The 16,431-nt window shown below is 46.1% G+C and carries 13 protein-coding genes; 5 read left to right on the top strand and 8 right to left on the bottom strand.

Features of this window, described 5'->3' with window-relative positions; genetic code table 11:
• Positions 1-18 precede the first annotated feature (18 nt).
• Both F0228_RS01070 and F0228_RS01065 read left to right on the top strand, forming a co-directional pair.
• The gene (locus tag F0228_RS01070) at positions 19-1,803 is read left to right on the top strand and encodes a bifunctional protein-serine/threonine kinase/phosphatase (RefSeq protein WP_171761704.1); all 1,785 of its coding nucleotides are present in this window, start codon (positions 19-21) and stop codon (positions 1,801-1,803) included.
• A 240-nt stretch (positions 1,804-2,043) separates the two neighbouring features.
• Complete coding sequence (locus tag F0228_RS01065) at positions 2,044-2,670, top strand: outer membrane beta-barrel protein (RefSeq protein WP_171761800.1); 627 nt, start codon at positions 2,044-2,046, stop codon at positions 2,668-2,670.
• Between the two features lie 91 nt (positions 2,671-2,761).
• Here the strand turns inward: F0228_RS01065 and F0228_RS01060 are convergent, their stop codons facing one another.
• From F0228_RS01060 to cra, 3 genes are all read right to left on the bottom strand, one after another.
• Positions 2,762-3,241: a hypothetical protein gene (locus F0228_RS01060; RefSeq protein WP_061031141.1), complete on the bottom strand. Its 480-nt coding sequence runs from the start codon at positions 3,239-3,241 to the stop codon at positions 2,762-2,764.
• 15 nt (positions 3,242-3,256) lie between these two features.
• A complete protein-coding gene (locus tag F0228_RS01055; protein ID WP_105058050.1) occupies positions 3,257-3,952 on the bottom strand; it encodes a winged helix-turn-helix domain-containing protein in 696 nt (231 codons plus the stop codon).
• A gap of 213 nt (positions 3,953-4,165) precedes the next feature.
• Positions 4,166-5,170 carry a catabolite repressor/activator gene (cra, locus tag F0228_RS01050; RefSeq protein WP_105058049.1) on the bottom strand — a complete coding sequence of 335 codons (1,005 nt, stop codon included), beginning with the start codon at positions 5,168-5,170 and terminating at the stop codon, positions 4,166-4,168.
• A gap of 374 nt (positions 5,171-5,544) precedes the next feature.
• Between cra and fruB the strand changes: the two genes are divergently transcribed.
• Genes fruB through fruA form a run of 3 tightly spaced genes read left to right on the top strand, consistent with a single transcriptional unit; the run spans position 5,545 to position 9,444 of the window.
• Positions 5,545-6,678: a fused PTS fructose transporter subunit IIA/HPr protein gene (gene fruB, locus F0228_RS01045; protein ID WP_061031144.1), complete on the top strand. Its 1,134-nt coding sequence runs from the start codon at positions 5,545-5,547 to the stop codon at positions 6,676-6,678.
• Between the two features lie 9 nt (positions 6,679-6,687).
• A complete protein-coding gene (pfkB, locus tag F0228_RS01040; protein WP_061031145.1) occupies positions 6,688-7,665 on the top strand; it encodes a 1-phosphofructokinase in 978 nt (325 codons plus the stop codon).
• 15 nt (positions 7,666-7,680) lie between these two features.
• Positions 7,681-9,444 carry a PTS fructose transporter subunit IIBC gene (gene fruA / locus F0228_RS01035; protein ID WP_171761703.1) on the top strand — a complete coding sequence of 588 codons (1,764 nt, stop codon included), beginning with the start codon at positions 7,681-7,683 and terminating at the stop codon, positions 9,442-9,444.
• Between the two features lie 77 nt (positions 9,445-9,521).
• Here fruA and F0228_RS01030 read toward each other — a convergent pair whose 3' ends face one another.
• The 5 genes from F0228_RS01030 to F0228_RS01010 all read right to left on the bottom strand — a co-directional run bounded on the left by F0228_RS01030 (position 9,522) and on the right by F0228_RS01010 (position 16,353).
• A complete protein-coding gene (locus tag F0228_RS01030) occupies positions 9,522-10,556 on the bottom strand; it encodes an AraC family transcriptional regulator (RefSeq protein WP_102424857.1) in 1,035 nt (344 codons plus the stop codon).
• The gene (locus F0228_RS01025) at positions 10,553-13,702 is read right to left on the bottom strand and encodes an efflux RND transporter permease subunit (RefSeq protein ID WP_171761702.1); all 3,150 of its coding nucleotides are present in this window, start codon (positions 13,700-13,702) and stop codon (positions 10,553-10,555) included. Before F0228_RS01025 ends, F0228_RS01030 begins: the two co-directional genes overlap by 4 nt.
• On the bottom strand, positions 13,699-14,874 hold the full coding sequence (locus tag F0228_RS01020; RefSeq protein WP_171761701.1) for an efflux RND transporter periplasmic adaptor subunit: 1,176 nt from the start codon (positions 14,872-14,874) through the stop codon (positions 13,699-13,701). The genes F0228_RS01025 and F0228_RS01020 overlap by 4 nt, the downstream gene beginning before the upstream one ends.
• Positions 14,864-15,751, bottom strand: a complete 888-nt coding sequence (locus F0228_RS01015; RefSeq protein WP_116871533.1) for an ABC transporter six-transmembrane domain-containing protein — start codon at positions 15,749-15,751, stop codon at positions 14,864-14,866. The genes F0228_RS01020 and F0228_RS01015 overlap by 11 nt, the downstream gene beginning before the upstream one ends.
• A 278-nt stretch (positions 15,752-16,029) precedes the next feature.
• Positions 16,030-16,353, bottom strand: a complete 324-nt coding sequence (locus tag F0228_RS01010) for a DOPA 4,5-dioxygenase family protein (protein WP_004740273.1) — start codon at positions 16,351-16,353, stop codon at positions 16,030-16,032.
• Positions 16,354-16,431: the final 78 nt, after the last annotated feature.

The raw sequence follows: 16,431 nt of genomic DNA, 5'->3' as shown, positions 1-16,431 counted from the left end.
TTAAGAAGAAGACCAGTTATGACGATTTCATTCAGCCAAGGGCAAGTCATTAAGCCAGAAACCAATAACCAACTGACTTTGAAGTTTGGTGGTTATTCGAATAAAGGCGTACGTGACGAAAACCAAGACGCCATCATTGTAAAACATCCGAAGACTCGTGCAGAACAAGAACTAAAAGGCAGTGTTGCCTGCATAGCCGACGGAGCCAGTTGCAGTGAACACGGCCAGAAAGCCAGTCACACCAGTGTGATGCAGTTTATTGACGACTATTACGCGACCCCACAAAGCTGGAGCATTCAGCGTTCGGCGCAAAAAGTTCTAACTTCGCTTAATTCTTGGCTCTTCAACACCTCTGTTTCTAATATTCATTCCGCACAACAAGTTAACCACAATGCCTTAGTTTCGACTTTCAGCAGCGTGATATTGAAATCGAACACCGCTCATCTATTCCATGTGGGTGACAGCCGCATTTACTTGCTAAGAGATGGAGAATTACGCCAACTGACCCGTGACCACACTCGTAAGAACATGGGACAAAAGCATTACTTAACCAGAGCATTAGGCATGGATAATCAGCTCAATGTTGACTACCAAACCTTACCCATCAAGAAGAATGACCGCTTTATCCTAACCTCGGATGGTGTGCATGAGTTCGTTTCCCCTAACACATTTAAAGAACACATCGACAAACCCGGTGCAGATTTCGAATACGCCTCTCAAACAATCTGTAACACAGCACTAAGCCACAATAGCGCAGACAACGTGAGCTGCCTGATTGTCGAAGTTACTCACTTACCTACACCGTCATTAATCGAATTTCACGAAAAGCTCTCTAAGCGCGCTATTCCACCTGCGTTAAAGCTTGGTCAAAGTATCGATAACTTTATGGTGCTTGAGGTGTTGTATGCGGGCACTCGAAGTCATGTGTATCGTGTGATGCAGAAAGAGACACAAACCGAATTCGTCCTCAAAGTACCTTCGGTTCAATACCATGACGATCCAGCACAGTTAAGGGCTTTCTTTAACGAGCAATGGGCTGGCATCTTGTTGAATAACAAGAAAGTAATGAAGGTTTACCCAACGCCAGAACACTCTCAATTTCTGTATCAAATTTGCGAATTGGTTGAAGGTGTCACGCTAAGGCAATGGATGTACGACAACCCTAAACCCTCGCTCGAACAAGTGCGTGAGATACTCGAAAAGATCACACAAGGTATTCGTGTATTGCAACGAGCCGACATGGTACACAGAGACTTGAAGCCTGAAAACATCATGGTTCAACGTAATGGCGACATCAAAATCATCGACCTTGGTGCGGTGTTAGTAAGAGGAATTGAAGAGGGAGAACAAGCAGACAAAGACTCAACACCACTCGGCGCGGTGAATTACATTGCACCAGAGAGCATTAAGTACAACACAGCTACGACAAGCTCGGATTTGTTCTCTATCGCGGTGATCGGCTATGAGATGCTAACGGGCGAACTACCCTACTCTGAAATGAGCGCGCAATCTCTAAAACAATCGCGCCATCATCAATGGGAATACCAACCGCTGACACAAAAGCGAACGGATCTACCGGCTTGGATTGATTTGGTTTTACAAAAGGCGTGTGCAGAATCCCCGACCGAGCGATATCAGGTTTTAGGCGATTTTGTAGCTGACCTTTACACACCCAATCAAAATCTAATGAAGCACAAAGCTAAGCAGCCTTTGATAAACCGTCACCCTATTCAGTTCTGGAAGGTGCTGGCCCTACTTTTAGGCTTAGTAGCGCTGGTTGAGTTTGGAATCTTGATTCAGTAGCCATGTCCATCGACAATTCATAAAAAAGAGCGAAAAATTAAAAGCTAAATATTTCAGTACCTTATCCAACTAAAAAAGCTAAAGATTTATCAAGATAAGCACTTTAGCTTTTTTCTGTCCTATTCCGCACAATTCGCTTCTCCTTTCCTACCCGAGCCTCTAACTTGAGCATCAATTCACCAAGACGTGAAAAACAATAACAACATAGTTAACTCTCAGCCTTTTTAATAGGAACCAATGATGCTTAATAAAACAACACCACTTTTTGCTTTTGCTATTCTAACCACAGCGACAACGTTCAACGCTAACGCCGCTACGAACTATGAACCGTTTATCGGTATTGATGTTGGTACACGTTTAAGTGGACAAATTGAATCAGAGTCCACGTATTACGGGACTAAAGGTAAAACCGACTTATCTTCATCAATGGTATTTGGCGTCGAAGGCGGTATGACAATCAACCAGACTCATCAAATTAGTATTGGTTATGATTACCGCGGTACCAGTGTCGAAAATAATGAAAATAACGATGATGAACTTGAAGTAGGCACACTATTTACTAAATACAACTACATCGTGCCTATTACACAAAAACTCGCTTGGACAGTGGGCGGCAAACTTGGTTATGAGATGTTCAACTCAGAAGCAGAATATGATGTAGATGATCTAAATGGAATCGTCCTTGGTGCTCAAACAGGACTCGACTACCGCTTTCATGCTTGGAGCATAGGTACCGAAGTAAACTACGTTTACCACACCAATGAACTTGAAGCCAAATGGACTGAAGAAGACGGTAAGACCTACAAAAACACCCAAAAGGTGAGTGATGAGTGGTTACTAATGGCGAACGTGAAATACCACTTCTAACACAGATAGAATTGATTCCCTTTATCTCCCGGTTAGCCGGGAGATAACCTTGGTTTGGGCTTTATCTTTACTGAAGTATGTTTATCGCTTGCTATTGCCTAACTCGGCTTAGCATCAAATAATTCCGCTCTCTCGAAATGACATCGACTCCTTGCCCATGATAAATCAATTCGTTTTTCGAGGTACCCGACAGGAACATTGTGGTATAACTCGCGGCTTGGTAACCATCTAATACTTCAGTAGTTTGAATGGCTTCAGTATTGTAAGAAAACTCAAATTCGCCATCGAAAGATTTGGTTATTTTGCCGTCCACTGAGAACAGTGCAACACCTTCTAAACCATCTCCTTCTATCGATATCGTTGACTCTATATGGCTTCGATACAAATCAACTTCAATTCTTTCTCTCCAAATATGCATATCATCAGAATATTGTTGCACCTCAGTAATGTATCTGCCATTAAGCAAAAGCTTTTTACTAAGCACGTAAAGTGACGCCCCATAAAGAGCAACGGAAGCAATCAGAAGAACGATCCAAGGTTTTAAACTAGATTTTAAGCTAAGTTTTATCAAACTAGATTCATCAGGCTATTCATCATTGAACAACCCCTCCGTTATTTCTGGCAGAGCCTCAATTTCAAAAAAGTAGTTCTCGCTATGATGACGTTTTTTGTCATAAACAGAGAGATTGTAGAGCCCCGCTTTTTCACCAATGAAATAAAAACAATCACATTCGAAGCGTTGAATCACCGCCTCAAGGTCAGGCGAAATAATCATGTCTTTGCGTTTCAACAGTTCATGAGAGCCGATATCCACCACTTCATAATCTCCGTGTAAATAAGGCATTAATTGAGTGTTCGTCACCCGTAAAAAGTTCAAGCAAGATAAGACAATGAACATAATAGAAGCTGACGCCAACAGTATCTTTGCTAGTTTAGTCGCGTTGAAACGTCGAGCACCTGATGGTTCTGTTTCGAGGGAGGCTTGATCGCAATACAGCATGTAGCCGACACCTGCAATCGTGCGTAACTCAACGGATTCAGACATAGCGATGGCAAGTCTAAGTTTTTGTACTGACTTTTGGAGAGAGGAATCCGTGACGATGGTTTCAGGCCATCCTGCTTGCTTTAGCGTCTCTTTATTCAGGACTTGGTTTGAACTGTCTAAGAATGCTTTAAACAAAAGACATTCATTGTAATTCAATGCCCGTTCTGCACGACCTTTTGTGATGGTCATCTTTTCGATATCGAAAACCAAATCACCACAAGAGTACTGCTTATCCACTTTGACTTTTCCCACCAAGATGTTAGCTAAATGAATGTTTATTGTAGTTGAAAAGTGACGAATATACATTAGGTTAAGTGCACTGATCAGACCAAGACATATGCATTCCCAAAACTGATCCATCCCACATGCAACTGATAACTATCACCCATAAAAAAAGCCTCAGTACCTTAAAAGTCACTGAGGCTCTCTTAAACTTGAATCGTCGGCGCGTTAAGTGCGTCTCACTAAGCTTCTTGGCACGAGTTCAATGCCAGCTTGGTAACGCTTAGCCGATGCATTTAGCGCCAAAGCAAACGCGCTGTCTGCAATGACCTCAAATTGCTGCGGCAGTGAGTGAACCTTAAAGGGTAAGAAATCCAATAATCGGTTATCACCAAAAGTCGCCAACTTCACTTGATTGATCAGCTCTGGCTTTTCGACCATCACATCCAACACACCTTCTAACAAGGTGTAAGACATGGTCACAATGGCATCAGGAACTGTGCCTTTAGCAATCCACTCTTCAAACACTTCTCGACCGGATTCACGATCAAAGTGCTCACCGTAGCCTACAACCATTGGCTTATTTTCATCGAGCCCTGTTTGCTGTGTATGAGCCTTATTCGCCGCTTCAAAACCCAACTGGCGTTCGCGTGAAATGTTCAGATCAGGCAGTGCGCCGATTAAACCAACACTGTGAATGTTGTCATCGAGAATCGAATGCGTCAGTTCAAATGCTGCTTCGAAATCTTCACTGATCACGCAGGCAAAATGTTCATCGTCTAACGGACGGTCAATCGCAATCACAGGCGTTCCCGAGTTTTGCAACTTCAAGTAAAACTCGTTAGCGTCTGGCATAGAACTCGCCACCAGCAAAGCATCAATACGACGGCTCACCAACGCTTCCGCGACCTTTCGTTCGGTTTCAGCATCATCATCAGAACAACCAATCAGGATTTGATAGCCCACTTTACGTGAGTTCTGCTCTATCAGTTTTGCCAAGCGCGCGTAACTGCTGTTTTCCAGGTCAGGAATAATCAAACCAAATGAACGGCTATTACCAGCACGCAGCGACGAAGCAGCATGGTCTGGACGGTAGTTATACTCGTCTACCACCGCCATTACTTTCTGCTGAGTCTTCTCACTGATTCTGTATTTTTGCGCCTTGCCGTTAATCACGTAACTGGCCGTGGTTTTCGACACACCGGCTAGTTTGGCAATCTCATCTAGTGTCATATGGGTGACCTGTATTTTGTGCGTAGGATCATATTACCAATCTTCTGATCCTTGGATTAGTTGAATTATATGCTGAATCGATTCAGTATAAAAGCTGAAAGGATTCAGCAAAATCTGAAAAGTGACTTCAATCATCCTTTTGAATGGATTGAGCGTCATTTGTCGTGATTCAACTTCTCGTTATGAACGAAACTGAAATTACGACACGCAGCAAAACTATTTTGGTTAACAGAATTGGCTTTGCTGAATTTTTTTACACTGAATGCTGAACCGATTCAGCCAAGATAAAACAAAGAGCAAGCGACGAGTAAATATTGCTCTAGACTGAATCGTAGCGATACACAAATTCTCAAGCGATACGCTAAAGAGGCACCATGCTTAAATTATCAAAATCTGACATCACTCTTGGTCAAACGGCCGATGACAAATTCAAAGCTATCCAGAACATTGCTGGCGACCTAACCACGAAAGGCTTAGTGGACTCTGGCTACGTTGAAGGAATGCTGAACCGTGAAAACCAGAACTCTACGTTCCTAGGCAACGGCATCGCGATTCCTCACGGCACCACTGACACGCGTAGCCTAGTAAAAGAGACAGGCGTTGCAGTACACCACTTCCCTGAAGGCATTGATTGGGCAGACGGCAACCGTGTTTACGTAGCAATTGGTATTGCAGCGAAATCTGACGAGCACTTAGGCATCCTTAAGCAGCTAACGAAAGTGCTAGCGGCGGACGGTGTTGAAGATAAATTAAAGCAAGCGAAATCAGAAGACGAAATCATCGCCCTGCTAAACGGCGAAGTTCAGCTAGAAGCCGACCTAGACGCTTCTCTAGTTCAACTATTGTTCCCAGCAAGCGACATGGTTCAAATGTCGGCGGTAGCTGGCGGTCTTCTTAAGAACACAGGCTGTACTGACAACGCATTCGTTGCTGACCTAGTAACAAAAACACCGACTCATCTAGGCCAAGGCGTTTGGTTACTAGGTAGCGATAAAGGCGTAACGCGCACTGGCGTATCTTTTGTTTCTACAGCGAACGATTGTGAGTTCGAGGGTACACCAGTGAAAGCATTGGTGGCATTCGCGGCTTGCAACAGCGCGCACCAATCTATTCTGGCGAACCTAAGCAAAATGGTTTTCGAAGGTAAACAGCAACAACTGTTAACTGCTGACGTTGCACAAGTGATTGGTCTTCTTAAAGGTGAAGCGGTTTCTACAGCTTCTGAGGGTGATGACAACTGCGCAGTATTCAAGATCAAAAACGCACACGGACTACACGCTCGTCCGGGTGCAATGCTGGTTGCTGAAGCGAAGAAGTTCGAATCAACAATCCGCGTTTCAAACCTAGATGGCGACGGAAAAGAAGTGAACGCGAAGAGCTTGATGAAAGTGATCGCACTTGGCGTTAAACACGGCCACCAACTTCAGTTTGTTGCTGAAGGTGACGATGCAGCACAAGCACTTGAATCGATTGGCAAAGCTATCGCTTCAGGCCTTGGCGAAGGTTAAGGAATCGATATGTCTGATAAACAAATCAAAGCCGTTACTGTAACGCTAAACCCTGCCCTAGACCTGACAGGTGCTATCGACGCACTGAATGTTGGCTCGGTTAGCCTAGTGAATCAAGGCTCTCTGCACGCAGCAGGCAAAGGCGTAAACGTAGCAAAAGTACTTTCTGAGCTTGGCGCTAAAGTGACCGTAACAGGTTTCCTTGGTCGCAATAACGAAGAGGCCTTCTGCCAACTGTTCGAACAAATGAGCGCAACAGACCGTTTCATCCGTGTTGATGGCGCAACTCGCATCAACGTGAAACTGGTAGAGAACTCTGGTCAAGTAAGCGACATCAACTTCCCTGGTGTTCCTGTTAATGCTGACGCGATTAAAGCGTTTGAAGAAACTTTGCTAGAACTGGCTGAAACACACGATTATTTCGTGATTGCGGGCAGCTTGCCTCAAGGCGTATCACCAGAGCTGTGCGCTTCTTGGGTACAACGCTTACGTGACCTAGGCAAGAAGGTTCTTTTCGACAGCAGCCGTGATGCACTTAAAGCTGGTATCAATGCACAGCCTTGGTTAATAAAGCCGAACGATGAAGAGCTATCTCAGCTATTCAATGCAGAGCTGACAACACGTGACCAATGCCAACACGCAGGCCAAGCCCTAAGTGAAAAAGGCATCGATAACATCGTGGTATCTCTAGGTGCTGAAGGCGTTATGTGGCTGAACCAAGGTGAATGGTTACACGCTCAGCCACCACGCATGCAAGTAGTGAGCACAGTAGGCGCAGGCGACACCTTAGTTGCTGGTCTATGTTGGGGTCACATGCAGCAAATGCCAAAACCAGAACTTATCAAATTCGCAACCGCCCTATCTGCTCTAGCCGTTTCGCAGGTAGGTGTCGGTGTAACCAGCCAACAAGAGCTGGATTCAGTACTACAAAATATCCAATTACAGGTGCTTGGTGCTCCAACTAACCAGTTAGACACAAGCAAATAGGACAAAAGGTTTATTATGAATATTACCATTATCACAGCTTGCCCTAGTGGCGTAGCAAACAGCATCATCGCAGCAGGCTTGTTAGAGCAAGCAACAAAAGCACTGGGTTGGAACGCCGCTATTGAATGCCAATCAAGCGTGCTGCCTGAATCTCCAGTATCACAAGACGCTATCGACAGCAGCGACGTTGTGGTTATTGCAGCGAACACAAACGTTGATAAAACACGTTTCGTGGGCAAAAAAGTTTACCAAGCAGCTATCTCTGAGTGCACTTCAGATGCAAAAGCATTTCTAGAGAAAGCGGTAGCAGAAGCAACAGTATTAGACGCTTCTCAAGCTGAAAGCACTGTTGAAGTGACTGGTACCTCTCCAAACTCTTCTACAACAACAAACACAGGCAGCAAGAAGATCGTAGCGATTACCGCTTGCCCAACGGGTGTTGCACACACCTTTATGGCAGCTGAAGCGCTTGAAGCAGAAGGTAAACGCCTAGGTCACCAAATCAAAGTGGAAACTCGCGGCTCTGTAGGTGCGAAGAACCAACTAACAGACCAAGAAATCGCAAACGCTGATCTTGTTATCATCGCAGCCGACATCGACGTTCCACTGGATCGTTTCAATGGTAAGCCTCTTTACAAAACAACAACTGGCCCAGCTCTTAAGAAAACTAAGCAAGAAGTTGAGAAAGCGTTCGCTGAAGCTAAGCCATACCAACACACAGCCTCTTCTTCACAAGCAGCACCTGCTGATGAGAAAAAAGGCGTGTACAAGCACCTAATGACAGGTGTATCTCACATGCTTCCTGTGGTTGTTGCGGGTGGTTTGATCATCGCACTGTCTTTCGTATTCGGCATCGAAGCGTTTAAAGAAGAAGGCACACTAGCAGCTGCACTGATGACTATCGGTGGTGGTTCTGCATTCGCACTGATGATTCCTGTTCTTGCTGGTTTCATTGCATTCTCGATTGCTGACCGTCCTGGTCTGGCTCCTGGTCTAATCGGCGGTATGCTGGCTAGTTCAACAGGCGCAGGCTTCCTAGGTGGTATCGCGGCGGGTTTCATTGCAGGTTACTCTGCGAAGTTCATTGCCGACAAAGTTCAACTTCCACAATCTATGGAAGCGCTTAAACCAATCCTGATCATTCCGTTTATCGCGAGTTTGTTCACTGGCCTTGTGATGGTTTACATCGTTGGTGGTCCTGTTTCTGGCGTAATGAGCGCAATGACAGACTTCCTAAACAACATGGGGACGTCTAATGCGATTCTTCTAGGTGTGATTCTAGGTGCAATGATGTGTTTCGACCTTGGTGGTCCGGTAAACAAAGCCGCTTACACATTCGGTGTTGGTCTATTGGCTTCGCAAACTTACGCACCAATGGCGGCTATCATGGCAGCAGGTATGGTTCCTGCTCTAGGTATGGGTCTTGCGACTTTCCTAGTGAAAGACAAGTTTGAAGCAGGCGAGCGTGAAGCAGGTAAAGCATCATTCGTTCTTGGCCTATGTTTCATCTCTGAAGGTGCGATTCCATTCGCAGCGAAAGACCCAATGCGTGTTATCCCGGCATGTATGGCAGGTGGTGCACTAACTGGTGCTCTATCAATGATGTTTGGTGCACAGCTGATGGCTCCACACGGCGGTCTATTCGTACTACTGATTCCTGGCGCTATCTCTCCAGTACTTATGTACCTAGTGGCAATTGCAGCAGGTACGCTAGTAACTGGCTTTGGCTACGCAGCACTTAAAAAGATGAGCGGCTCTAAAGTAACGGCAGAGGCTTAATCCCCCTACTCTGTTAAGCTCCTTCTATAAAGCGGCTTATCATTAAACAAAGGCTCCTCATATGAGGAGCCTTTTTGTTATTCGCTGTCTTGGGTCGTTAAAATGGGCAACTGGAAAGAGAAAGTCACCCCTTCTACATCGTCATCATCTATATGGCGAATCATCTCCACTAAATAGCCATTCACGTCTAACTGCAAGCCTTGTTGCTTAACCGCGTTAAACAGCGCTTCTAAAGCCGTGCTGTAGGCGACATCGGAAACCAGATACACATCGCTACACAAGTAGTATCCTTCTGGAATGATCATATCGTAACGCTCTTTAGCCACTTGCCAGTTACCGATTTCAGCGTCTATGTCGTCCCACTTGTTTCTCATCTGCTTAATTGGTGTTGTGCCCATGAGTTGTGTTGATTTCAGACCGTACATTTCAAACACGGTATCCCAATCAGGATCGTCCAATTTGAGCTTCTGCATACCGCGCTCTGGATACCAAACCAATTCTGTCGGCATCGACTTAACCAGCTCTTTCTCGATGGAAGACTGCACACCCGGATGCGCCAGTCTCTGGATAAAATCCGCGGTTTCCTTGGGGGTTGCGTTGTAACCCATTTCTCGGATGTGCTTTGCCGTCACGCCCAACTCACGCTTGAGCGCCTTGCCTAGCGACTGTGACGATGAAAATCCACAATACTGAGCTATCTCAATAACGCTCCATGGCTCGTCATTGATCAACAAACTAACCGCAATCTGTAGACGTACTCGGCTTAGGTACTGCCCCGGCGTTTCATTAAACAGCTCTGTAAACTGACGATGAAAGTGGTATGGCGAAATTGCGCTTTCGGTTGCGATCTCTTCCCAAGTACGACGTTCACCCCACTCTTCATGCATTAAATTAAGTGCATGGCTAAAGCGTTTTTGGAGGTGCTCTGGCAAAGATTCCACTAACGCAATCTCAGGCACCAGCTTAAAGCCAGGCACTGATTGATAGTCAGGTTTGCTCTGTTGCGTCATACGGTCTTTGTTCTCAGGCATAGAAGCTCTTGTCTCTGTCGACTTGATCGAATTCGATCGCTTGGCTTCACTATCGTCTTTGTCCTTTATAAAATCAATCATGAGCGCTCCAAAGTGAGCTGTGTCTGTACATGTGGTTCTTGTTCGACCTGCTCTTTTTCAATAAGCTCTTCAGCTTGAGGCGCTTTTCGGCAAAACAGACCAAGCAACACAGGTATCAAGATCAACGTTACCGCAGTGGCAAACAGTTCACCAAATACCAAGGATACCGCTGCAGGCTTTAGGTATTGTGCTTGTTCCGCAGTTTCGCTTAGTAACGGCAGCAAGCCACACACAGTGGTTATCGTAGTTAAGAAGATCGCTCTCAAACGGCTGGTGCCTGCAATTACTAACGCCTTCTGAAGTGGGACACCTTGGCGATATTCCGTATTAAAACGCGTGATCAGCACCAACGAGTCGTTAATCACGATCCCCGTCATGGCCATCATACCGAACATTGAAAGAATGCTGATCGGCAAGTCCATCAAGTAATGACCAAAAATCGCACCTGCGAATCCAAACGGGATGACTGCCATGATAATCATTGGTTGCCAGTAAGACTTCAAAGGCACCGCCAACAAGATGTAGATCATCAGCAGAGTCAGAATCATTGCGGATTTAAAGCCATCCGACACTTCCCCTATCTCTTCAAATTCCCCACCCGCTTTGATGGTTACGCTTGGATATTGTAGGTGCAGAGACTCAATCGTATCTTCAAGTTGCTCACGTGTTTTCTCTGGTGATTGTAGGTCGCGGTTTTGCTTCCAATAGAGGTTGATCACTTGCTCTCGGTCGCGGCGATAAACCACTTGCGGCTCTTGCTCGTGACGGAACTCAGCAATGTCGCCAATCATTACGCTGCCACCGCTCGGCAACATGATGATGGCTTGTTCTAGCTGAGCTAAAGTTCTGCGCTCATCTCTTGGGTATTGCAGCAATACCTTGGTCTCTTGTCCGTTTTCTAATAGGCGATGAACTTCCCTTTCGCCAAACGCTTCGCCAGCGAGTTGAGCTAGTGTGGCTTGAGTCAAACCAAGCTGTTGACCATATTGATTCAGTACCAAGCGAACTTGCGGTAAGCCATCCTGACCATCATCGTAAACATCTGAAACGCCTTTTAGCGAAGCTAAAGTATCTGCTAGCTGTTCACTGACACGAGACGCTAGTTCACGATCGTTGGAAGAGATCGTTAAGAACGTGCCGCCAGCAGGCTCCTCTGCCGCGCTGAATTTCACCGAGTAAGCCCCTTCGATTTGCCCAGTACTTTCTCGCCATCGCTTCAGCAGTAAGTTACCCGGCAATAAGCTTAAAGATTCATTGGTAAGTTCGGCAGTGACTTCAATTTCGCCATAGCCATCAGACCATGCAAGCAGGTTCACCACGGGCTTCTCTTGTAATGGGTAATCATCCATTAAGCCTTTTTCTACCTGTGTCATCGCTTGTTCTACTTGCAGCAAGGCTTGGCGCTGTAGTGGCAATGGCGCACCATCTTCTAACTCAATCACCGCTGTAATGTATCGCCCTGGAATTTCAGGGAACAGCGCACTGCGAATCGCCCCATTCGACCACATGCCATAAGCCAGTGATATAACCGCCACAAACCCAAGCAAAGACGCCACTTTGTAGCCAAGTGCAAACTCCAATACCGGCTTGTAGATGTTGAGATTGAACCACTGCAACCCACCTTGAGCGGTATTCTGAACCTTGGCGAAAATACTGGTAGATGGCTTTTTCACTGAAAGCTGAGCCAAGTGTGACGGTAGAATGAATTTGCTTTCAATCAGCGAGAAGATCAAAGCGAAGATCACCACTGCCGAAAACCCAGCAAGTACCTTGGCTAACTCATTGTTAATCCATAACATTGGAGAGAATGCCGCAATGGTTGTCAGCACACCGAATACCGTTGCCACCGACACGGAGTGTACACCCTGCCAAGCGGCTGTTTTTCCGTTTATATTAGAAGAATAGCCTGCGCTACGCGTCCGTTTTTCATGTATCGCTTCACCGACAACCACTGCGTCATCCACCAGCACACCGAGTACCAAGATAAAGCCAAACAAGGTGATGTCGTTGATGCTGTAGTTAAACCAATGCATTGCAGCGAGCGTTCCTGTCAGCGCAATTGGAATCCCCATTGCGACCCAAAACGCGAGCCTAATCTCAAGAAATATTCCGAGTAAAATCAGCACTATCAACAAGCCTTGCCATGCGTTTTCGCTCAAACGAAACAGCTGTTCTTCAATGTAAGGTGCCATATCAGCCATGGTATTCAGCTCAATATCCGAAGGCAGAATCGCTCGTTGTGCATCCAGGGTTTCACTGATCGCTTCGCTGACTTTAAGCAGGTTATCGGTTTGGCTAGTACTGACCAACAAAGCAATGGCATTGGAACCGTTGTTACGCACGATAGAACCGCTGTATTGGTAGCCACGGGTCAGCTTGGCAATGTCTCCCAAGTGTATTTTTCCGTTACTTCCCGAAATCACGACAAGCTGATTGAGCTTCTGCAAATCATCAGCGTAACCGTCACCACGAATCACCATTCGGCCTTTGTCACTAATAAGCTCTCCGCTGCGAGACTCAAGTGAGCGCTGCTCAACTAAACCTGCAAGATCTTCCAAGCTCAGCCCTAATGCTTTGAGTTCATCAGGGTCTGGCTCGATCACCAACTGAGGTGTTCGAGTTCCCCAGTTTGATACCTTTGAAATTTGAGGGTTCTTCTTCAGCGCTTGTTCAAGCTGCTTAGCAATCGGTTGTAATTCGTCGTCGGTTCTTGGGCCTGACACCACAACAAACGCGGCTAAATTGGTAAATTCATTACGCACCACTTGCGGTCTTTCTGCTTGCACGGGAAAGCCGTTGATGGCGTTAACTTGGTTACGAATGTCATCCAACAGCTTGTCTAAGTCTGTGCTGCTGGTTTTACGCACCACGACTCGTGACATTCCAGCACTCGATTGGCTGGTGATCTGCTTGATGCCTGCAATGCCACTAATCGACTCTTCGATTCGTTGCGTCACGCTCTCATCAATCTGTTGTGCAGTACCGCCAGGATAAGCCACAGTAATACTGATTGATGATGGTGCGATTTGCGGAAACGACTCAACACGCAGTTGTCCAAACGCCAACACACCGCTGATAACAATCGCCATCATCAACAAATTGGCAGCGACTGGATTATTAATGAACCATTTTGTCATCCAACTCATCGGTTTGATTCCTTAATCTGTGCGACATCAGATTTGCCCGCGAGCATGGCTTCGGAGCGACCGTCATCGAATTTAGGCGCGACCTGTTTACCGATTAACATCGAAGAAAGCGGATATTGCACCACGCGGCGAGCCTTATTACTTCGATCATTAAAGCGAATATCAAGCTCTTGGCTGCCTTGACCAATAAGCGTTACCGACTCTTTTCGTAGGCGATCTTCTGTATCTAATGTCCACACATAGCCGTCTCTCGTCATTGCACTCAGAGGAACACTGACTACGTCATCTTGTAGACCAAGGTTAACCACAGCTTGAACCTGCTGATTAGGGAATAGCCTAGGCTTGTGTTGGTAAGGATCTTCAACCGAGAGCACTACTTGTCTTTGACGAGTCACCGATTCGACTTCCGGCGACACATAGCGCACCTTCGCTGGCCATTGATGACCAGAACGACTCACGACACGAATACTCGGCTTAACCAAGGCAGTTTGCACTTGTTGCCAATGCATTTCAGAGATTGGAAGCTCGATATCAATCGAATCACTGGCAGCTAACTCAAAGGTCACTTGCCCCGCCTCTACCCACTCTCTCGGACTAATGTGACGCTTCATGACCACAGCATCAAAAGGCGCGGTGATCGTCGACTCTTCCACTAGTTTCTTCGCACTGACATACGCTTGTTTGGCTTGTTGCAGGTTAGCTTTTGCGGCAAGCACTTGGGGCTCTCTGCGTGCAAAAGACGAACTTGTTTTTGGGTTGAGCATTTTGAGAGCGACAGTTTGTTCATGTTTAGCCTGTTTCAATTCCAACTCCGCTTGCTTTAACGCGCTTAACGCTTGCGCTAGGTTCGCATCAACGGCGCTGGTATCTAGCCTCGCCAGCACATCGCCCTTTGTCACTAATTGTCCCGGTTCGATGTTTTCATTCAGCCACTTAAGTTGCGCACTACTCGACGCTTTAAGTTGAATTGGCCAGCGAGCAGCGGTTAAACCGAGTACCGTTAACGTCGATTCGTGCTGCGAAGGTGTCACCTCCAACACAGAAACGGGTGCCAGTACTGCTTGCTTCTTCACAGGTTCCGCTGCCTCAGGTTCCAATTCATCGACAACAATCAAGGCAACAAAGATAGCTGCACAACCGACTAATACCGAAAGTGGCTTTTTAAACTTCATAAGGCATCTCCTTGGTAGCCTGTTGGACAGAGGTAGGATTGAGTCGCTGACTGATCTCAGTAAGACGAGAAAGGGTTTGTAGCGTAATTGGCAGCATCACTGCGGTTTCAACAAACTCCAGTGAATAAGTAACGATAGAGAACACTTGTCCTGCAGTCGGCTCGATAAGCTGACTCACCATCCACAAATTGCCCACGACTGCGCCAAACAAAACGGTAAAGATCAGTCCATAGACAATCGCCTCAGTGTCTGAGAGTTTAATTTCACACTGTTTAAGTCGCTCAAAGTGCCAGCGAAGCGCTGATAAGCGAACACCGCTCAGCAACTGAACCTGCTGTTCAACTTGATCGTTAAATTGGCCGTTAAGCCGCGCGAAGGTTTGGTGAAACAAACCATAGATGGCGAGCATCGACAGCCCAGCAAACAACATGCAAAGCGCCAATGAGAAATGGAATGTAGAGAGAATCACCACAGTTGCAACAAGCTGCACCACTGCTGTCATCAAAGCAGGTAAGTCGTCTTCTAGGAAATCAACCAGCTCACGCGACATGGTGAGCCGAGCGTCTTTGGTTGATACAGATAAGCCTCGTAGGTTTCGCTCCACGATATTCGCCAGTTTTACACGAATCGCCCCATAAACGCGGGTGTCGTAGAAACGACGAACCACGCTGAGAATGACCAGTACAAAGAGGATCAGTGCCAGCATCACCAAAGGCTGGAAGCTTTGGTTTAACACGCCGTCGATGGCGTAACCAATAAACAATGGCAACAGAATAAGCATCACGTTTTCAGCTAGGACCATTAACCAAGTCGCAGCGACCTTTAATGGGTTAAGCCGAATAATCGTTAGCAGAGAGACGGGATGTTTGAATAGCATTATTGAGCCCATAAATGAATATGGCCTCAGTATTACCAATTCGGCATGGGAAAAAGTGTCCCAGATTGCTGTATTGGGAAATCACATGCAATTCAAGGGCAGCAAACTCTATAGGCGACGAACTGAATTACATTAATTAGAGGGAAGTTCAGACAGGAAGGTTGAATTTATCGAAGTGGAAACTGGGATAACTCACCCGACAGAAGAAAACAATGATTCGCTTATGTTTTGTACAAACGTATTGTTTATTAGGTACGTACTGTCGGGCGTAAATTAAATTAGCTACTTAGCGTGTCTTCGAATACACCTAGCTCACGCCCCAGCCAGATCGCACGTACTGTATGGTCTAATGTTTCTTCACCACCAGTTACTGGGTGAATCAGCACCGACATATCACCGCGCTCTTGCTCAAGCCATTCCACGATGCCTGACTCTTTGTTGGCAAAATGAATCTCAAACATCGGCATTTTATGTGGGCCAACCAAACGTTGTACTAAAGGAAAAACCTCTAATACATCTTTACGCTCAGATAGAATCTTTTGACGAAGTGTTTCTGCTTGCTCCGCAAATCGCAGAGGGAAATAAACATGACCGTGGTACATGGCACCATCCTTTAGAATTATGATGTCGCAAGTTTATACCTAAACCACCATCAATAGCTAAAGCTAAATATGATAAGT

It is taken from the genome of Vibrio sp. 99K-1, assembly GCF_013114585.1.
Taxonomy (GTDB): Bacteria; Pseudomonadota; Gammaproteobacteria; order Enterobacterales; family Vibrionaceae; genus Vibrio; species Vibrio chagasii_B.
The sequence above is the reverse complement of the archived record's forward strand: the minus strand, read 5'-3'. Positions and strand labels throughout refer to the sequence as shown.